Annotated in this window: 22 protein-coding genes; 10 read left to right on the top strand and 12 right to left on the bottom strand. The window is 65.8% G+C overall.

Annotated features, from left to right (window positions below):
* Positions 1–144: 144 nt before the first annotated feature.
* From E2481_RS09795 to E2481_RS09785, 3 genes are all read left to right on the top strand, one after another.
* Positions 145–912 (top strand): IclR family transcriptional regulator, encoded by a 768-nt coding sequence (locus E2481_RS09795; protein WP_136716960.1) that lies wholly within the window; start codon positions 145–147, stop codon positions 910–912.
* A 640-nt stretch (positions 913–1,552) separates the two neighbouring features.
* Positions 1,553–2,269, top strand: a complete 717-nt coding sequence (locus E2481_RS09790) for a hypothetical protein (RefSeq protein ID WP_136716959.1) — start codon at positions 1,553–1,555, stop codon at positions 2,267–2,269.
* A gap of 44 nt (positions 2,270–2,313) precedes the next feature.
* Entirely contained in the window at positions 2,314–2,616 is a 303-nt protein-coding gene (locus E2481_RS09785; protein WP_136716958.1) for a DUF7526 family protein, read from the top strand.
* Here the strand turns inward: E2481_RS09785 and E2481_RS09780 are convergent.
* Genes E2481_RS09780 through E2481_RS09770 form a run of 3 tightly spaced genes read right to left on the bottom strand, consistent with a single transcriptional unit; the run spans position 2,613 to position 3,801 of the window.
* Positions 2,613–3,107 (bottom strand): hypothetical protein, encoded by a 495-nt coding sequence (locus E2481_RS09780; protein ID WP_136717150.1) that lies wholly within the window; start codon positions 3,105–3,107, stop codon positions 2,613–2,615. The two genes, E2481_RS09785 and E2481_RS09780, sit on opposite strands and share 4 nt — an antisense overlap.
* Positions 3,108–3,155: 48 nt before the next feature.
* Complete coding sequence (locus tag E2481_RS09775; RefSeq protein WP_136716957.1) at positions 3,156–3,497, bottom strand: glutaredoxin family protein; 342 nt, start codon at positions 3,495–3,497, stop codon at positions 3,156–3,158.
* A 52-nt stretch (positions 3,498–3,549) separates the two neighbouring features.
* The gene (locus E2481_RS09770; protein ID WP_136716956.1) at positions 3,550–3,801 is read right to left on the bottom strand and encodes a BolA/IbaG family iron-sulfur metabolism protein; all 252 of its coding nucleotides are present in this window, start codon (positions 3,799–3,801) and stop codon (positions 3,550–3,552) included.
* A 328-nt stretch (positions 3,802–4,129) separates the two neighbouring features.
* Here E2481_RS09770 and E2481_RS09765 point away from each other — a divergent pair, with 328 nt between their 5' ends.
* The 3 genes from E2481_RS09765 to E2481_RS09755 all read left to right on the top strand — a co-directional run bounded on the left by E2481_RS09765 (position 4,130) and on the right by E2481_RS09755 (position 6,402).
* The gene (locus E2481_RS09765; protein WP_136716955.1) at positions 4,130–4,738 is read left to right on the top strand and encodes a class I SAM-dependent methyltransferase; all 609 of its coding nucleotides are present in this window, start codon (positions 4,130–4,132) and stop codon (positions 4,736–4,738) included.
* A gap of 57 nt (positions 4,739–4,795) precedes the next feature.
* Positions 4,796–5,236 carry a CBS domain-containing protein gene (locus tag E2481_RS09760; protein ID WP_136716954.1) on the top strand — a complete coding sequence of 147 codons (441 nt, stop codon included), beginning with the start codon at positions 4,796–4,798 and terminating at the stop codon, positions 5,234–5,236.
* A 71-nt stretch (positions 5,237–5,307) separates the two neighbouring features.
* Positions 5,308–6,402: a glucose 1-dehydrogenase gene (locus tag E2481_RS09755; RefSeq protein ID WP_136716953.1), complete on the top strand. Its 1,095-nt coding sequence runs from the start codon at positions 5,308–5,310 to the stop codon at positions 6,400–6,402.
* A 100-nt stretch (positions 6,403–6,502) separates the two neighbouring features.
* Here E2481_RS09755 and E2481_RS09750 read toward each other — a convergent pair whose 3' ends face one another.
* From E2481_RS09750 to E2481_RS09735, 4 genes are all read right to left on the bottom strand, one after another.
* Positions 6,503–7,741, bottom strand: a complete 1,239-nt coding sequence (locus E2481_RS09750; protein WP_136716952.1) for a mandelate racemase/muconate lactonizing enzyme family protein — start codon at positions 7,739–7,741, stop codon at positions 6,503–6,505.
* Between the two features lie 118 nt (positions 7,742–7,859).
* Positions 7,860–8,567, bottom strand: coding sequence for a 7-cyano-7-deazaguanine synthase QueC (gene queC, locus E2481_RS09745; protein ID WP_136716951.1), 708 nt, complete (start codon positions 8,565–8,567; stop codon positions 7,860–7,862).
* 2 nt (positions 8,568–8,569) lie between these two features.
* Entirely contained in the window at positions 8,570–9,340 is a 771-nt protein-coding gene (locus E2481_RS09740) for a 7-carboxy-7-deazaguanine synthase QueE (protein ID WP_136716950.1), read from the bottom strand.
* Positions 9,340–9,801, bottom strand: a complete 462-nt coding sequence (locus tag E2481_RS09735; protein WP_136716949.1) for a 6-pyruvoyl trahydropterin synthase family protein — start codon at positions 9,799–9,801, stop codon at positions 9,340–9,342. The genes E2481_RS09740 and E2481_RS09735 overlap by 1 nt, the downstream gene beginning before the upstream one ends.
* A 226-nt stretch (positions 9,802–10,027) precedes the next feature.
* Between E2481_RS09735 and E2481_RS09730 the strand changes: the two genes are divergently transcribed.
* Positions 10,028–12,340 (top strand): PAS domain-containing protein, encoded by a 2,313-nt coding sequence (locus tag E2481_RS09730; protein WP_136716948.1) that lies wholly within the window; start codon positions 10,028–10,030, stop codon positions 12,338–12,340.
* 592 nt (positions 12,341–12,932) lie between these two features.
* Here the strand turns inward: E2481_RS09730 and E2481_RS09720 are convergent.
* Both E2481_RS09720 and E2481_RS09715 read right to left on the bottom strand, forming a co-directional pair.
* Positions 12,933–13,670 (bottom strand): NAD(P)/FAD-dependent oxidoreductase, encoded by a 738-nt coding sequence (locus tag E2481_RS09720; RefSeq protein ID WP_136716947.1) that lies wholly within the window; start codon positions 13,668–13,670, stop codon positions 12,933–12,935.
* Positions 13,671–13,673: 3 nt separating this feature from the next.
* Entirely contained in the window at positions 13,674–14,018 is a 345-nt protein-coding gene (locus E2481_RS09715) for a hypothetical protein (RefSeq protein ID WP_136716946.1), read from the bottom strand.
* Between the two features lie 507 nt (positions 14,019–14,525).
* Here E2481_RS09715 and E2481_RS09710 point away from each other — a divergent pair.
* Positions 14,526–15,101 (top strand): peroxidase-related enzyme, encoded by a 576-nt coding sequence (locus tag E2481_RS09710; RefSeq protein WP_136716945.1) that lies wholly within the window; start codon positions 14,526–14,528, stop codon positions 15,099–15,101.
* A gap of 269 nt (positions 15,102–15,370) precedes the next feature.
* Here the strand turns inward: E2481_RS09710 and E2481_RS09705 are convergent, their stop codons facing one another.
* From E2481_RS09705 to E2481_RS09695, 3 genes are all read right to left on the bottom strand, one after another.
* Positions 15,371–16,135, bottom strand: coding sequence for a creatininase family protein (locus tag E2481_RS09705; RefSeq protein WP_136716944.1), 765 nt, complete (start codon positions 16,133–16,135; stop codon positions 15,371–15,373).
* 50 nt (positions 16,136–16,185) lie between these two features.
* Positions 16,186–16,587, bottom strand: a complete 402-nt coding sequence (locus E2481_RS09700) for a CBS domain-containing protein (RefSeq protein WP_136716943.1) — start codon at positions 16,585–16,587, stop codon at positions 16,186–16,188.
* Between the two features lie 181 nt (positions 16,588–16,768).
* Positions 16,769–16,972: a DUF7542 family protein gene (locus E2481_RS09695; protein ID WP_136716942.1), complete on the bottom strand. Its 204-nt coding sequence runs from the start codon at positions 16,970–16,972 to the stop codon at positions 16,769–16,771.
* A 240-nt stretch (positions 16,973–17,212) separates the two neighbouring features.
* Between E2481_RS09695 and E2481_RS09690 the strand changes: the two genes are divergently transcribed.
* Together E2481_RS09690 and E2481_RS18975 are read left to right on the top strand one after the other, a co-directional pair.
* Positions 17,213–18,130: an SDR family NAD(P)-dependent oxidoreductase gene (locus E2481_RS09690; RefSeq protein ID WP_136716941.1), complete on the top strand. Its 918-nt coding sequence runs from the start codon at positions 17,213–17,215 to the stop codon at positions 18,128–18,130.
* A 13-nt stretch (positions 18,131–18,143) separates the two neighbouring features.
* Positions 18,144–18,524, top strand: a complete 381-nt coding sequence (locus tag E2481_RS18975) for a hypothetical protein (RefSeq protein ID WP_250137779.1) — start codon at positions 18,144–18,146, stop codon at positions 18,522–18,524.
* The last annotated feature ends 16 nt before the right edge of the window (positions 18,525–18,540 follow it).

The following is an 18,540-nucleotide window of genomic DNA, read 5'->3' as shown; positions in this document are numbered from 1 at the left end:
ATATTCGCCAGAGACGAATCTTATATACTTGCTGGAGGGACAACCCAGACCCCATCTTAATCGGAGTGTGACTGACCAGCACACGAACCGGCGTGGATTCGGACATCGCGAATTATTTATATGGGTGGTACGCAAAGTCATGCCATGACAAAGAAGGAAGCGCCGCGCACGCTCTCGACGACCCAGACCACCTTCGAGATCATCGAGTTGCTCAAAGAGCGCGGCGGGGCGAGGGTGACGGAGCTCGCAAACGAACTGGACGTCGCTGCGAGCACGGTCCACAGCCACCTGGCGACGCTCATGGCGGCGGGATATCTGACCAAAGAGGGCGACATCTATCATCTGGGCCTCTCGTTTCTCGAACTGGGCGAACACGTCCGCACCCGGAAGGAACCCTATCCTATCGCGGAGTCCTATACGGAGCAACTGGCGGCCGAGACCGACTCTCGCGCCGTCTTCACGGTGGAAGAACACGGCCGGGGCGTGTACATGTACACGTTCTCAGGCGAACACGCCGTCTGGACGTACTCGACGGTCGGCAAGCGCTTCCCGCTCTACGCCACCGCCGCCGGGAAATCGATCCTCTCACAGCTCCCAGAGGCCCGCGTCGAGGCGATCGTCGACGAGTTCGGACTCACGGCCGAAACCGACAACACGATCACCGACCGGGAGGCCCTGCGCGAGGAACTGGCCGCCGTCGACGAGCGAGGGTACGCGTACAACCACGAGGAACAACTCGACGGCGTGAAGGCCGTCGGCGTCCCCGTCAGCGGCCCCGACGGGCGGGTCCTCGGCGCGTTCAGCGTGGCCAGCCCCGCGAACCGGATGACCGGAGAGTGGTTCGAGACGGAACTCCCCGAGACCATCCTCGCCACCGCCAACGAGTTCGAACTGGAGATCTCGCTCACGTGACGAGCAGGATAACAGCGTTATTTCTGTTATTCCACTGGCGTTCCAGAGGGTCGAGCACTGGTGATGGCCGAGTACGCATCGAGCGCGTCCGGCCGGTCGGCCGGTCGCATCGGCCACCCCGGGCACCAGGTGCACTATCGAATATTACCAGTATTCTGTCTATCCTATTTATCATATGTATTATATCCTATAGTCTTGCTTTTAATCTTTAGTATTTAAGTTTATTCAGCATATATATGCAATATATTCAATTGAATTCCAGATATAGACAGGTATTCCACTATAGTAGGAATATTTACCTTATTCTCCCAGGGTCGGAGATGCAAAAGACAGGAGTTCGAGTAGATCGATTGGACCAACGTTATATTTGCCTTTCCGGCCTGATTTCGACGTATTTCTGTATCAAACGGTCGGCCAGCTGAAATCGGATGCGACAAGTCAAGATTTATTAGGAAAAGTATGATTCTGTAGAACAACCAGATATATTACTTTTATTCCGCCTCTGATCGATGTCGTGTTTCGCGGTTGGATATCCGTCTGGACAGCAGTCGGAGCGGCGCTCGATCGCAGGCGGGGCGCCACCTCGCAGCGACGCCACCGGAACACAGCCGTTATGCCGCGCGACGGCCTCCCGTCGGTGATGACAGACTGGCCCGACCTCGAAGACCCCGACGCGGTCGCCGACCGCCGCGACGAGGTGCTGGCGGCAGTCCAGGACCACGCCGGACGCATCGCCTACGCGCTGGCGAAACTGCAGGGCGGCGACTACGGCCAGCGGAGTTTCGACACCGACCGCGGGTCCTGGACGGTCAAATACGAGGCCGGGGACCTGGAGTATCTGCGTTTCGCCCCGAAATCCGGGAGCGACATCTACGTCGTCTCGACGAAACAGCCGCCCGAACCCGAGGCGCTGGCGACCGCGCTGCGGGACTACGAGGCGTTCGTCGCCGCGTACAACGACCACGTCGACTCGCTTTCCGGCGTCTTCGACGACGTGGGAACCGAGTTCCCGCGACTCGAACCGATCGACGGCGTCGTCGCCGAGCGCGACCGCATCGTCGGCCGGGTCCGGGAGGTCTGTAACTCGATCGCCCGCGCCCTCCATCGGTTCGAGGGCGGGGACTACGGCACCTTCACCGCCCGCGTCGACGGGACCCGCTGGGAACTGAAGTGGAACGACGAGGGCGCGTCCTACCTCCGGGTCGGCGGCGAGGGCGGCATCTACCTCCTCTCGCAGTACGAACCGCCCGCCGCGCCCGACATCCGCGAACACGTCCCGGCATTCCGGGGGTTCGTCGAGGCGTACAACGACCACGTCGCCGACCTGGAAGCCGACCTGGAGACCGTCGACCTGTAGGCCGAACCTGCAAGACACATCCGTCTCCAGTGCCTGCCACCGCCATGGCCGAGACGATGCGCGGCGAGGTCATCCACGTCGTGCCGCCCGACGACAGAGAGGCGTTCGAACTCACCGAGGACCTCCGGACGCTGGCCGAATCCCGGTACGTCCTCGTCTGTCGGGAAGGCGGCTCGCCCTCGTGGTTCGAGCGCCTGCGGTCGTTTCTGGCGCGCCGACCGATCGAAGCGGTGACGATCGTCTCCGAGACCCCTGCCTCGGAAGGGCAGGAGGTAACAGCGACTGTCCAGGAGACGGGAATCACCGGGGTCTACGAGGCGACCGAGTTGCGAGACGCGTCGGGTTAGTCGCCGTCATCAGCGGAGGCCGCGGCGGCCTCGGCGACCGTCTGGCGGTCCGGGAAGTAGTCCGGAGCGTCGCGGTCGACCTCGAAGCGGACGACCCGTTCGAGCGCGTCCTCGCCGTCGTCGGCGTCCGACAGGAGTTCCTCGGCCAGATCCGCGTAGTCGGCGGCCAGTTCCTGGAAGGCGGCCAGTCTGGCCCCCTTTGCCTCGGCGAGGGCCTGCTTTTCTTCGAGTCGGCCCTCCATGTCTTCCAGCGACGCCACGTCGACGGTCTCGCCGTCCGGCCCCGTCGTCGACGGCGGCCCGACCGTCTCGGCGGCGTTGTCCGGATGTTCGTCGAGTCGCGCCCGGATCTCTGCCGTCTCCGCGTCGAGTTCGTCCAGCAGGTCGTCGAGTTCGTCGGTGAGCGTCTCGACGGTCCCCGACAGCAACCCGGCCTGGACCCGGCAGTACTCGACGAACTCGTCGACGGTGAGCGTCGCGTCTTCAGGCATCGTGCTCACCAGCGCCCAGTGGTCGAACGCGGGACGCACTGATCGGTGTCAAGCGTCGAGTTTCGCTTCGAGGTCGCCGCGCTCGTCGAGCTGTTCGAGGATGTCGCTGCCGCCGACGAACTCGCCGTCGACGAACGTCTGGGGGATGGTCTCCCGGCCGCTGTGGTCCTCGAGGGCGGTCCGGTACTCGTCGAGCGATTCGAGGACGTCGACCGTCTCGAACTCATCGCGATAGCGGTCGATCAGTCCCATCGCCTTCTCCGAGAAGCCACACTGGGGCATCATGGGTGTCCCCTTCATGAACAGGACGACCTCGTTGTCCGCGATGGCGTCGTCGACGGCGGCTGTAACCTCCTCCTGCGGGCGGCTCTCGTTGGGATCGAAAGTCATGCCCGATACGAGGACCGCCGCGTGGAAATGCCTTCCGCCGTCTCAGCAGTGGTCACGCGGCGTCGTCGCGTTCGGCCGGCGTGTACGTCTCTATCTCCAGGGCGTGGATGTCGGTCGTCATGTGCGCTTCGAGCGCGTCGTGGACCCGCTGGTGGCGGTCGACCAGCGACTCCCCCTCGAAGGCGGGCGAAACCACCGTCGCCGCGAGGTGGTCCTCGTCCTCGGGACTGCGCGCGTGTGTGACCTCGGCCGCTGCGTCCGGAATCGCGGCCTCGATGCGGGCCGCGACGTCGTCGGTGTCCATATCCCACCGGAGGCGGCCGAGCCAAAAAACGGTTGTCACCGCCGTCGACGCCCGAGCAGCCGATGACGGGGGTTCGAGTATCAGACGTGAAAATCAGAGAGTTGCTTTTATTATCGATCACCGTCACGATTCAGGTACTGGCACACGGCGTGCCACCCCCCACAACCGCTTTCGAGCGGTTTCCCCCCCCCACCCCCATTTCTCACTCTCGTGGGTTCCCACCCACACCCCCCAACACCGTTTTAGTGACGACTGGACCGTCGGATGCCATCGAGCAGCGGCAGACCTGCACCGGTAATTGATCATCCGGGCGGTGGTACGGTGCCATATGACGACATGGGATGACCGCTTCGCAAACGGGGAGTACCCGCAGGACCCCGATCCGTCGTCGGTGCTCGAACGGTACGTCGAGACGTTCCCGGACGGTCGCGCACTCGATATCGCGACCGGGACGGGACGCAACGCCGTCTTCCTCGCGAGCGAGGGGTATCGGGTCGACGCGATCGATCAGTCGCGCGCCGGCCTGGAGATAGCACGGGAGAACGCCCGCGAGCGCGGGGTCGGCGACCGCATCGAGTGGATCCAGGCCGACGTGCCGTCCTTCGGGTTTCCGAGCGAGACGTACGACGTCATCACCATCAGTTTCTACCGGGCCGTCGACCGCCTGCCCGACATCAAAGAAGCGCTCCGGCCCGGCGGCGTCCTCTTCGTGGAGCACCACCTGCGAACGACCGACCCCATCGAGAGCGGCCCCAGCACCGACCGCTATCGGTTCGCCGCGAACGAACTGCTCCACGCCTCGCTCGACATGACGGTGCTGTACTACGACGAGCGAACCGAGGAGCGAGGGGACGGCAGGCGGTCCGCGACCGCGCGGGTCGTCGCCCGGAACACGACGGGCCCACGGCAGTCGTACCCGGCAGTCCCCGGTCCGTGACGGCCGGTCCCCGACGGGCGGGAACACTGATGTCGGCACGGCGAGAATACCGTGGGTATGCGCGTCAAGGACATCATGTCGACCGACATCGTGACCTGCGACGTCGGGGCGACGCTGCAGACCGCGGTCGAGCGGATGCTCACGAACGACGTCGGGAGCGTCATCGTCACGCGGGACGGCGACCCGTTCGGGATCCTCACCCAGACCGACGCGCTCCACGCCGGCGCGGTCACCGAGCGACCCTTCCCCGAGATCCCGGTCGAGCGAGTGGCGAGCCATCCGCTCGTCACGGCCACGAAAAGCGAGACGGTCCGGAGCGCGATCGACCGGATGCAGACCAAGCGAGTCAAGCGACTGCCCGTCGTCGAGGGCCTCGAGGTCGTCGGCATCCTCACACAGAGCGACATCAACGCCCACTTTCACTCCTTCATCCGCGAAGCGCACGCGCTCGAACAGCGGCAGGAGTCGTGGTCCAGCGAGGACCGGTTCGAGGAGTGATCGGCCACTCGACGCATCGATTCACTCGGTCCGTACGAACCCTTTTGCACACGTGAAGAGACGCTAGGGACATGGACGCAGTGGTCATCGAGCGCGGGGAGACGGCACCCACGATTCGGGACGTGGCGCGGCCCGAACCCGAGCCGGACGAAGCGCTGGTAAGGACCGTCCGGGTGGGCATCGACGGGACCGACGAGGAGGTCATCGACGGGACACACGGCGGCTACCCCGACGGCGACGACTACATGATCCTCGGCCACGAGGTCGTCGGCGTCGTCGAGACGGCCCCCGACGGGAGCGACCTCGACCCGGGCGACGCCGTCGTCGCCACGGTCCGACGGCCGATCCCGGGCACGGAAAGCGAATACTTCGAGCGTGGCGAGCCGGACATGGCCCCGCCCGAGGAGTGCCTCGAACGCGGCATCGCGGGCGCACACGGCTTCATGAGCGAGTACTTCACCAGTCCCGTCGAGACGCTGGTCGAACTCCCCCGCGAGTTGCTCCCCTGGGGCTTCCTCGTCGAGCCGATCAGCGTCTCCGAGAAGGCGCTCGAACTCGCGGCCGCCTCGCGGTCGGCGTTCGACTGGCGGCCCGAGAGCGCGTTCGTGCTCGGGAACGGATCGCTCGGTCTGCTCACGCTCGCGATGCTCGACGAACGCGGCTACGAGCGGCTCTACTGCATGGGTCGGCGCAGCCGCCCCGACCCGAGCATCGACGTCATCGAGTCGCTGGGCGCGACCTACGTCGACTCCCGGGAGACGCCGCTGGCGGAGTTTTCGGCGGTTCACGAACCGGTCGACCTGGTCTACGAAGCGACGGGCTACGCGAGACACGGGATCGAGTCGACGCAGGCGCTGGCCCCGAACGGCGTCGCGGCCCTTCTGGGGCTCCCCTCGTCCCACGAGTTCGAGGTCGACGGCGGGGCGATCCACAAGGACCTCGTCATGCACAACAAGGCGCTGGTCGGCAGCGTCAACGCCAACCGCCGCCACTTCGAGGCCGCCGTCGAGACGCTCGCGGCGCTCCCCGAGTGGCTCCTGTCGGACCTGGTCACGAGCGTGACCGACCTCGAGAGCTATCGCGACGCGTTCGCGGCACGGTCCGACGACGACGGCGTGATAAAGACCGCCATCGAGTTCAGCGACCCGGACGCGGGCCGGGAGTGAGTCTACGCTTCGTCGAACAGCGCCAATCGGGGATTGGCTAGCCCGACGCGGCTACGCCGCGTCGAACAGCGTGAATCGAAGATTCACTGGCTCGACGCGACTACGTCGCGTCGAAGAGTGTCTCGCCGTCGACCATGTGTTCGGCGACGGCGTCCATGTCGAGCGTGACGCCCAGTCCGGGTTCTTCGGGGATCTCGATGGCGCCGTCCTCGATGACCGTCTCCTCGACGAGCTCGTCCCACCAGCCCAGTTCGTAGGAGTGGTACTCGACGGCGAGCGCGTTCGGGATGGCGGTACCCACGTGGGCACTGGCCATCGTCGCCACGGGAGAGGAGACGTTGTGCATCGCCACCGGGACGTAGTAGGTGTCGGCCATGTCCGCGATCTTCCGGGTCTCGCGCATTCCGCCGACCTTCGGCATGTCCGGTGCGATGATGTCGACGGCCCCTTCTTCGAGGAGGCGGCGGTGGCCGTGTTTGCGGTAGACGTTCTCGCCGGCGGTGATCGGCGTCAGCGTGCCGTTCGTCACCTGGCGCTGCACGTCGTGGTTCTCCGGCGGGACGGGGTCTTCGAGCCACCAGACGTCGTACTCCTCGATGGCGGCGGCCAGCCGGTCGGCGCTGTTCCGGGAGAACGTCCAGTGGCAGTCGAAGGCCACGTCCGCGCGGTCTTTGACCCGCTCGGTGACGGCCTCGACGATCTCGACCTTGTGACGGATCTCGCCCGGCCGCAGGTGGCGGTTGGCCCGGTCTTTCTCGTGACCCGAGGGCACGTCCAGGTCGAACTTGAGTGCGTCGTAGCCCAACTCCTCGACGACGCGCTCGGCTTCGTCGGCACAGGCCTGCGGATCGGCCTCGTCTTCGGTGTGACAGTCACAGTACACGCGGACCTCGTCGCGGTACTTCCCGCCGAGCAACTGGTAGGCAGGCACCTCAAGGATCTTCCCGGCGAGGTCGTGCAGCGCGACCTCGATGCCGGAGATCGCGGTCACGGTGACGCCCTCGATGGAGCCCTCGCCGGACATCTTCTGGACGAGGTGCTCGAAGAGCCGGTCGATGTCCAGCGGGTTCTCCCCGACGAGAAACGGGGTCATCCGCTCGATCAGTTCGGGGACGCCCGCGCCCCAGTAGGCTTCGCCGGTGCCGACGACGCCCGCGTCCGTGTAGACGCGGACGAGCGTCCAGGGGAAGTTCCCGTCGACCATCGTCGTCTGGACGTCCGTGATCTCCACGTCGCGCCCGCCGCCGCGTTCGGCCTCGACGCCCATCGTCCCCGCCGAGAGGTCCCGCATCGTGTACTCGGCGTTCGGGTCGTGGAGCCCGGCGTAGTCGCGTGTCATACTCCCCCCTGACGCGCGGCGTCGCAATAAATGAACGGCGTCTTTACTCGTGCCTAGAACAATATTTATGCCAGTCGAACGGATTTCCGGGCTCGTCGCATCGGCTGGTTCCGGTCCGTCAAGCCGGGCCGTCCGCGTAGGACGGCCGTTCCTCGTACTCGATGGGGTCCTCGACGCCGAGTCGCTGGAACGCCCCCAACCGGAACGCACAGGCGTCGCAGGTCCCGCAGGCCGGCGACTGGGAGCGGTAGCAACTCCAGGTGTGCTCGTAGGGCACGCCGAGTTCGCGGCCGCGTTCGGCGATCTCGGTCTTGGACCACTCGACGAACGGGGCGACCAGGTCGATCTCCGTGTCCGGTTTCGTCCCCACGTCGATGACCTGCTGGAACGCCTCGAAGAAGTCGGGGCGGCAGTCCGGATACCCCGAGAAGTCCTCGCTGTGGGCCCCGATGAACACCGCCGAGCAGTCGTTGGCCTCGGCGTAGGAGACGGCCATCGAGAGGAGGTTGGCGTTGCGGAACGGGACGTAGGAACTGGGAATCTCGTCGCTGTCGACGTCGGCGTCCGCGACGGCCATGTCGTCGTCGGTGAGACTCGACGCGCCGATCGCCGCGAGGTGTCGGGTGTCGACGGCCAGCAGGTCCGCCGCGTCGACGTCCATCGCGAGGCGACCGGCGCAGGACCGCTCTTTGTCCTCGGTCTCCTGTCCGTAGGAGACGTGTAAGAAGTACGGTTCGTAGCCGCGGTCGATCGCCTCGTAGACCGCGGTCGCGCTGTCCATGCCACCGGAGACGAGGATCACCGCTCGCCGGTCTGTGTCAGTCATGCTTACGTTCCAGGTGCGTCGTTCCAGAGGTCCACGTGCAGTCGCGGCGTGTACCGGTAGCCGTACTCCATCGCCAACTCGGCCACGGCGTTTCGGGATTCGTCCAGGTCCTCGCGGGTCGTCCCCTCGGCCATCAGCAACACGTCGGCGTCGGCGACGGTCGTAGTCGTGCCGTCCCGAACCCGCTCGACGAGGCGCTCGATCTCGGGCATATCGTCCGCCCCGGTGACGACGAATTTGAGTTGGCTGTCGTACTCGTCCACGAGGGCGGTCAGCGCGTCCATGTCGATGCGGCGCTCGTCGTGGCGCTCGGCCCACTCACCCTCGCCCGTCGGATCTTTTTCGGGCGTGGGCGTGCTGCTCTGCAGTTTCGGGCTGATGCTCGCGAGGTCGATGTGCGCATCGCGGTAGACGGTCCCGTTGGTCTCGACGGTGGTGTGATAGCCCGCTTCGCCCAGCCGGTTCAGCAACGCGACCGACTCCTCGTGTATCATCGGCTCGCCGCCGGTGAGCACGACGTGGGTGGCCTGCTCGTAGGCCTCGACCTCGGCGACGATCTCGTCGACGGTCAGCCAGTCGTGAGTCGGTTCCCAGGATGTGTGGTATGAGTCACAGAACCAGCAGCGCAGGTTACAGCCGCTGGTGCGGACGAACACGGTCGGAACGCCCGCGAGCCGCCCCTCGCCCTGGACCGAGTAGAACAGTTCGTTGATCGGCAGGGCCTCGTCCGTGTCCGCGGGTTCGCGCTCGGTGGCGTCAGCAGAGACCGGCATCAGAACCCCGCGCAGAGTTCGCTCGTCTCGCGGACCGCGACGGCCACGTCCGAGACGGTGTCCGGGAGCCGGTCGAGCAATCGGCGTTCGAGGACGACGCTCATCACCTCCGCCGTCGGCGGGTGGTCGAGCACGACCGTCGCGTCCCCGTCACCGCTCTCCTCGAACGCTTCGACGAGCGGGTCCCCCACTTCGAGGAGGAACCTGTGATCCCACTCGGAGATGACTGCAGTAATATCTCCCTTGTCGACGACCCACCCCTCGGCGGTCAGTTCGCCCGTGACTTCGACCGAGATCTCGTAGTTGTGGCCGTGTGGGCGGGAGCACTTCCCGTCGTGGTGCAGGAGACGGTGTCCTGTACTGATGCGGATCGGCCGGTCGTGACCGACTTGCAGGGTTCGCTCGCCGGCGTCGGCCAGTCCCGTCCCGCCCGGTTGCTCTCGAACGCCCCGTTGAGACATACTCCAGGATCATCTGGAGAATACTTATAGGCCAGGGTTCGGGTTCGCCCGGATCGCTGCGGGTTCAGTTCGCTGCCGAAAACGAGGACTGCACCGACGCTCGCGCGTATCGACTGGCCGGCTTCGGCGATCCGACCGCCGACCCCGAGCAGGCCCCTAGCGGAGCGAGTATTAATCCTGATTTTTGGGCCGGTACGGTTTAGCTGTCGGTGGACGATCCGCCGACATGGATATCGAGGACCCCGAGGAGCAACTTCGGATCTCGGCGACGATCCGGGACATCAACAGGGGACTCGTAGAAGCGGACACCTTGCGGGAGCTCGAGACGGCCGTCTGTGAGACGTTCGCCGAGTCGGAGCCGTACGTATTCGCCTGGATCGGCGAACACGACGCGGAAAACGGGGCAGTCGTGCCGAGAACGGCCGCCGGGGTCGGCGAGGATTACTGTGACGACCTCGTAATCGCGGTCGACGAACCACCGGGGAGCCGCGGGCCGACCGCGAAAGCGGTCCGGACGTGCGAGGTGCGGGTCGTCCAGGACATCCGAAACAACCCGGACTACGAGCCCTGGCGCGAGAACGCGCTCGAACGGGGGTACGAGGCCAGCGCGGCGGTCCCGCTCGATTGGGGGGAGGGGGCGTGTTACGTCCTGAACGTCTACACCGACCGGCCGGACGGCTTCGACGACGCGGAGCGGACGCTCCTCGCGGAACTCGGTGAGACGATCGCGAACGCCATCGACGGCATCCAGGCCCGGACCGACCTCCAGGCGCAAAAAGAGCGCTACGAGCGACTGACGGAGCGCGTCGACGACGGGTTCTACGCGGTCGACACCGACTGGACGATCACCTACTGGAACGACGGGGTCGCCGAGCGGACGGGCGTCCCCGAATCCGAGGTCCTCGGCGAGTCGCTCTGGGACGCGTTTCCGGAACTCCTGGGAACGGAGATGGCCGAGCAGTACCGGACGGCGATGGCGACCGAAGCGCCGGTCTCCTTCGAGGAGTACATCGGCGAGCCGTTCGGGTACTGGGTCGAGGTCGACGTCTATCCCGACGCCGACGGGCTGTCCGTCTTCTCCCGGGAGATCACCGAACGCAAGGTGTACGAACGACGGCTCGAAGCGATCATCGAGAACACGCGAAACGCCATCTTCATCAAGGACCGGGATGGGGAGTACCAGCTGGCCAACGACGCGGCCGCGAGGCTGTTCGGCTCCGGGTCCGAGGACCTGCTCGGGAAGACCGACGCCGAGTTGTTCGACGAGTCGAGTGCGGCCGAGCTCCGCGAGGTCGACCGCGAGGTCATCGAGACGGGCGAGCCGGTGACTCGCGAATCGGTCACGCACATCGACGGCCGCGAGCACGTGTTCCTCACCGACAAGTTCCCCTACCGGGACGGAGCCGGCAACGTCGTCGGCGTCATGGGCATCAGCCACGACATCACCGGCCGGAAGGCGCGCGATCGTGACCTCAGGGAGACGAAACGCCGCCTCGACCTCGCGCTCGACGGGACGAACACCGGCGTCTGGGAGCGCAACCTCGAGACCGACCGGACGAGCTGGAACGAGAGCATGGAGGAGCTGTTCGGCCTCGACACAGAGACCTTCGAAGGTACCTACGACGATTTCATGGAACTCGTCCACCCCGACGACATCCCGGAGATCGCGCGCGCCCACCAGCAGGCGATCAAACACAACGACCTGTACGAGGCCGAGTACCGGATTCAGCCGGACGACAGCACGGCCCACTGGGTCGAAGCCCGGGGACAGGTCGTCGAGAACGACGACGGGCAACAGCGGATGATCGGGGTCGTCACCGACATCACCGAACGCAAGACCCGCGAACGGCGACTCGAAGCCCAAAACGAGAAGTTGGAGGTGCTCAACAGGATCGTCCGGCACGACATCCGAAACGACATGCAGATCGTCGTGAGCCTGGCCGAGGTGCTCGCGCTGGAGACCGACGGCGACCTGGCCGACCACGCGACGCGCGTGCTGGATCACGCCGACCGCGTCGTCGAACTGACCCGGACCGCCCGCGACCTGATGGAGACCGTCCTGCAGGACGACAACAGACCGGAGCCGACGCCGCTTTTCGGCACGCTCGAAACGCAACTGGCAGACGTCCGCTCGACCTACGAATCAGCGCTCGTTCGGACCACCTCGCCGATCCCCAGGCGACAGGTGTACGCCGATGAGATGCTCGGCTCGGTCTTCCGCAACATCCTGAAAAACGCAGTCGAGCACAACGACAGCGACACACCCGAGGTCGAGGTGTCCGTCACGGAGTCCGAATCGGCCGTGACGGTGCAGATTGCCGACAACGGCCCGGGCATCCCGGACGACCGGAAAGACGAAGTCTTCGGCAAGGGCACCAAGGGACTCGACAGCGACGGCACTGGCATCGGCCTGTACCTCGTCAATACCCTCGTCGGCAACTACGGTGGAGAGGTGTGGATCGAGGACAGAGGCGACCGAAACGTCGACGGCGAACCCACTGGCGCAGTGTTCACCGTTCGCCTGAACGCCGTCGAGTGAGGCCGAACCGTGGCGCTCCCCGTTCCCGTCCCCCCACACACAGTTGTACTGGCCTGAAAATCGGCCTCCCCGTTACCCAGAGGGAGTGTGGAGCCACCGATGAGGGAGCGTGAACCCGAGCGACGGCAGCGTAGAACGGAGCGACTACTCGGACGTTGCCAGCGAGTCGTCGCCGAGGAAGTGCTCGATGGTGTGAGCGAACTCTTCGAGTTCGAGCAGTTGCTGGCGGAGCATCTCGACGGGCGCGTGGTCTCTTCTCGACGCTGCCGGCCTCGCGAAGCACTTCCGCCGTCTGTGTGTTCATTACAGTCTGGACGTCGACCGCTGGCCGCGTAATACCCATCACTATGTGAATGAATTTTGCTGGGCCTAAACCCGCTCGTCGGCCGGTTTCCCGTCCGTGTCGACGGCGAAGGGTTCCCCGGCGAGCGCCGCCGTCTGGGATCGATCGGGTCGAGTGTTCTCGTGACGGCGTCACGTTCGTGCCGGACGCGACCCCGCGGGTCGTGGATCGAAGTCCGTATTCCCAACTCCGCTGAGTCAGTGCCGGCGGTGCCGTCGCCGCTCTTTCACCGGCGGTCTCTCCGTCGCGTTACTCGTCGTCCAGGCTCGGATGGGTCTCCTGGGGAGCGGGATGTGGCTCGCTGAACCGCTCGCTCATCACGTCGAGCGACTGTCGTTCGCGGTCCCGTTGCTCTGCGCCGTCGATCTCCTCACAGCCCGGCGGGAGGTCACGCCCGCGGTCAGTGAAGTAGCCCTCGGGAGCGACCCAATCGTGGTAGAACGGCCGGTCGTCGTCTTCGAGGATGGTGACGCCCACCTCGGCGCCGTGTCCCGCACAGACCGCCGCCTGGTGGGGTTTCTCGGCGAGTCGGCCCGCGGCGTACAGCCCATCGACCCCGGTGCGGCCGCGCTCGTCGGTGTCGACGAACACCGTGCCGCGGTCGATGGTCCCCACGCCGTCGATGTCTTCGAGGTAGCCGACCGCGTTCTTCGTCGCGGCGACGACGTACTCCGTGCGGAGGCGGTCGTCGCCGTCGGTCTCGACGGCGAATCCCTCGTCGGTCGGTTCGACGCGAGTGACGGTCGCCTCGCGGCGCTCGCAGCCGGCAGTTTCGGCTTGCTCCTCGAGCAGGTCGAGCAGCTGCCGGCTGTTGACGCCGGCCGGGAAGCCGGGGAAGTTTTCGAGGTGCGCGTTGCGCCGGAGGATCGATTCGCCCGAATCGAGGACGAGCGTGTCCAGCCCGTGACGGGCGGTGAACGTCGCAGCCGAGAGGCCAGCGACGCCGCCGCCGACGACGATAACGTTGGACGGAGTGGTTTTCTGCATCGCTCAGACGCCCCCCTCGATGCTGTCCGCGAGTCGCCGGCGGTCGAACAGCCGCTCGCGCTCGCCGTGTGTCCCGATGCCGGGCCACTCGCCGGACTGCTCGTAGTACCCACCGTGGAACGACGCCTGATGCCCGAGCGACAGGGCCGCGTCACCCTGCCCGAGACCCACGAGACCGTCCGCCCGGGCCGCGTCGAAGGCGACTGCACCGTCCGGGACGCCCTCGAACTGGGCGGCTCCCATCGGCGAGAGTTCGGCTGAACAGCCACCATCCAGACCACCGAGTACCACACTCGCTCCTGGCACGAACCGTCCGGGATTCACGTCGTGTCGTCGTACCTGTCCCATGGTTTTAGGCAAACCTAAATAATATAAACCACTTTCGGACAGTTGGCCGGTCGGGTCGCCGTTCGACGGTTCGGTCCAGTTCTCGGACGGGATAGCTGCGTGGGACAGGGTCGAATCGAGTCGGTACGTCGGCGACGAGTGAGAGGCGTCACCGGCCTCCCTGTCCGGGAAGCGCCACCGCTTCGCGGGTGCGAGGTGTCGGCCGACCTGGCGGCGCTTGTCCCACAGCACTGGCCCCGATGAATATCAGTGATGATAACAGACGAGATACATTTATTACCGATCAGCGCCTCGTTTCAGGTACTGGCACACGGCGTGCCACCCCCCACAACCGCGTTCGAGCGGTTTCCCCCACCCACCCCCATTTCTCACTCTCGTGGGTTCCCACCCACACCCCCCTAGGTTTTCAGGCCGGGAGTCGCGTTGCCGTCGATCACCAGTGCACGCACGGGTCCGACCACGCGACCGCGGACAACACCTATGTCGTTGGCACCGCGAACGGAGTGTATGGCAGACGACATACCAGCGATGACACGGTTCCCCGTCCCGGACGTCGAGGAACTTCCCGAACCGCTGCAAGAGCGAATCGAAGAGGAGACGGAGCGCGCCGGGTTCACGCCGAACGTCTTCCGCGCGCTGGGGTACCGGCCCGAGCAGGCACAGGCGTTCATCCAGTACCACGACGCGCTGCTCGAGGAGACGGCACTGGAGCGCGAGGAGATCGAGATGATAATCGTCACGGTCAGCGGCGTGAACGATTGCCTGTACTGCATCGTCGCCCACGGAGCGCTCTGTCGCATCTACGCCGACGACCCCACGCTCGCCGAGCAACTCGCCTCGAACCACCGGACCGCCGACATCAACGACGCCCACCGTGCGATGCTGGATTTCGCCGTCAAAGTCACGGAGGAACCCGAGCGAATCGAGGAAGCGGACATCGAACGCCTGACCGACCACGGCTTCAGCAGGAAGGCAGTCTGGGACGTGAGCAACGTGACCGCATTCTATAATCTTTCGAACAGGATGGCGCACGTAGCAGATATGCGACCGAACTCGGAGTTCTACACGCTCGGACGCGAATAATCGGAATCGGATGTGAGAGCGACTCAACCGCCGTTTCGACCGTCGACTTTATACACATCGCCCGAGCATTTCCTGACCCGTGACAGTTTGCGAGATATGTGGGAAAGAGCATCATACGAAGGTGCCGCCCACGTATTGCATCGAGTGCGGCGGGCGGCTGAACGGCTGAGACCGTCGCCGGTGCTGGCAGTTGGCTGCTAACCGAGCGAGCCGTCGACTCTGACACTACCCTCCGAGAGTGGCGTCTGTGGGACCGGTCAGTGACTCCCTCAGACGTGTGGTTCGGGCATCAGGTCCGCGTAGTCCTGGGCGGTGAGCCACTCACAGAGCTGGACGAGCTGGTCGCTGGCGGCCTCGAACAGTTCCGCGCCGATCTCGGGCGTGGCGTCGGTCTGGTCGCCGAGAACGCCGTTGTCGGTGTTGTCGGCCGCGTCGTAGAAGGTCCGTGCGCCGTGTGTCAGTTCGTTCGACCACTCGACGAGCCCGCCGTCCCGCGCATCGGTGAGTCGGTCCTCGTGAACGAGGTCCCGGGCGATGTGCATGAGCATGGCCGTCTCCTTGGGCCCGCCGTGTGGGCCGTTGTGCTCGAAGACCGACTCGACCAGGTCCGGAATGGATTCGTCCCACATCCACTCGACGGCGTAGGCGACCTCGTCCTCGTGGAGCCGTCGGCCGACCTCCCGGAGGTGTTCGACGTTGCCGCCGTGAGCGTTGACGTAGACGATGCGGTCGATGCCGTGGGAGGTGAGGTTCCGCGAGAAGCTCTCGACGTAGTCCCGGAAGACGGGGGCGTCGACCCACATCGTCCCGTGAAACTGGCGGTGATGGGAACTGACGCCGACGTTGATGGTCGGAGTGCAGAGATAGCCGGTCCGCTCGGCGGCGTCGCGGGCCAGTGCCTCGGCGATCATATGGTCGGTACCCTCGGGCAAGTGTGGACCGTGCTGTTCGGTCGAGCCCAGCGGGACGATCGCCAGCGACTCTTCCTCGAAGTACGTCCCCAGGTCGGGCCAGGCCTCGTCTGCGAGATACATGTCTGTCGGGCTACGGGAGCGGTCCTCAAGAGCCTGCTGTTCACCCGCCGCTAGGGGTTCGACGTCCGCACCTGCGCGATGTACGCCGCGAGGTCGGTCGTCGTGATCATCCCGATGAGGCCCTCGTCGTCGTCGACGACCGGCATGTGGTGAAAGCCCTCAGCGAGCATCGTGTCCGCCACGTCCTGCACCGAGTCCTGTGCCGACGCCGTGACCACGTCCGTCGTCATGTACCGCGACACCGACGTCTCGGCTTTCGGATGGCTCTCCGAGACGATGGTGACGAAGTCGGTCCGCGTCAGGATGCCGGCGAGTCGGTTGTCGTCGTCGACGACCACGACGGAGCCGACGTCGTTGTCCAGCATGACCTGCGCGGCGTCCTCGACGAGCGTGTCCGGCCGCACGGTATGCAGCGAGTCCGACATGACTCTCCCGACGAAAATGTCGTCCATGTGATGTGGTCACGCGGATTATTAGTAAAGTTAATGTTAAATATCAGTCACGAGCGGCGAGCAAGGAGCAGTCGATCCAAGCCGTCGCGACGACGGCGGCCGGGGCGCGCCGTCGTGTCGGCGAGCGCGAGGTGCAGCCACAGAACGTCTCCCCGCCGGTCCGACTCGCCCGGCGCTACCCCTACAGACTCCCAGGGCGGCCACAGACGCCGGCAGCCGCGCCGGCGCGTTCGACTCCCGAGGAGAGCGTTGCCAGTTCCCACTGCGGGTCGTGGCCCGTCTCCACACGGTGGTCCTCGATGCACGTACGGGCCTCCTGGAGCTTCTCGAACGTCTCCTCGAGTTCGCAAGACGGACAGGTGACGGTCGCCCGGTGGTTCGACATCGTCGTACACGAGGCGGGCAGGGAGCATAAAACGTCCCTCTCTCGGCCGGGACAGAGCGAGGAGGTCATACGGTTTGCGGTAGCTGTGTACCGCGACGACCGCCTGTAATCGGGCGGTCGATGCGAAAATGATCGACAGCAGTCCGTCTCAGGCCGCCACCAGGTGGCCTGGAAACGCCCCCTGACCGGAGTGTTGCGCCGTTCACGACAGTTTTTGTTGCTGGGGCCAAAGTGGAAACAATGACACGGACACCGGAAGGGCGGGCGGGGGTAACGGATGTCGATCTCTCGGGGACGACGGCGCTCGTCACCGGGTCGACGAGCGGCATCGGCCGGCAGGCGGCGCTGTCGCTCGGTCGACTCGGCGCGGACGTGTTCGTCCACGGTCGGGACGCCGAGGCGGGCCGGGCGGTCGTCGACGACCTGCAGAGCGTGGGCTCGGACGCGCAGTTCGTCCGGGCCGATTTCGCCGACGTCGCGGCCGTCGAGGAGTTGGCCGCCACAGTTCGGGACGAGTCCGACGGGCTGGACGTGCTCGTCAACAACGCGGGCGGGCTGTTCCGCGGGGGTCGGCTGACCGACGTCGGCGTCGAGTACACCTTCCAAGTCAACCACCTCGCGCCGTACCTGCTGACCACGGAACTGCTCGATCACGTCGACGAGGGCGGGCGAATCGTCACCACCTCCTCGGTGGCACATCGGGGCGTCAGACTCGACCTGGACGACGTCACGTCGGTCGAAAACTACGCGCCGTTCCACGCCTACCAGCGCTCGAAACTCGCCAACGCCCAGTTCGCACTCGGGCTGGCGCGACGGCTCGACGCCGCCGGTCGCGACGTGACCTCGAACGCCCTGCATCCGGGTGCCATCCCCGGATCGGAGTTCTCCCGGTTCCTGCCCGGCCCGCTCTCGACGGGGATGGGACTGCTGGAGAAAGCCCCGCTGGTCACCTCGGTCGAGGACGGTGCCGCCGCGCTCGTCCACCTGGCCGCCTCAGAGCGCGTGGCTGGTGTCACCGGCCGATACTTCTCGAAGCAGCGCCAGCGGAAACCCGCCGGCCACGCGCGGAACCGCGAGGAACAGGATCGGCTCTGGGAACGGAGCGCCGAGTTGCTCGGCGTCGCGGAACCGCTCTCGGACGCCGCGCTCGCGAAGTGAATGCGACGACGCCATGGGTAGCGCCCTGCGGGACGGACTGGTCGCAGTCGCCGCGCTGGTCGTCCTCGTCGCGACCGCGCTAGTGACGACGGGCACCGCCGTGTTCGTGCGGCCCGCGGCGGTCGCGGTCGGGGTCACCGGCGCGGTCGCCATCGAAGCGGTCTTTCTGCGGTATCCCGACCGCCTGCTTCCGGTCTGGGAGCGACCACTCCCCTTCCTGGCCGGTGTGGCTGCCCTCGGCTGTCTCGCCGTCGTCGCCGTCCGGGCCGTCCCGTGGGTGCTCGGCGCGGTGTCCTGGGGACTGGTCACGTATCTCGCCTTGCTCGGGTGTGTGCTGACAGGCATCGGCAACCCCGTGGCAGTACTGGTCTCGTCGGCACCCGACCGGGACTGACCGCCGGTGTGCAGGC

The sequence above is a fragment of the Halorientalis salina genome, from assembly GCF_005049285.1.
Classification (GTDB): Archaea; Halobacteriota; Halobacteria; order Halobacteriales; family Haloarculaceae; genus Halorientalis; species Halorientalis salina.
The sequence above is the reverse complement of the archived record's forward strand: the minus strand, read 5'-3'. Positions and strand labels throughout refer to the sequence as shown.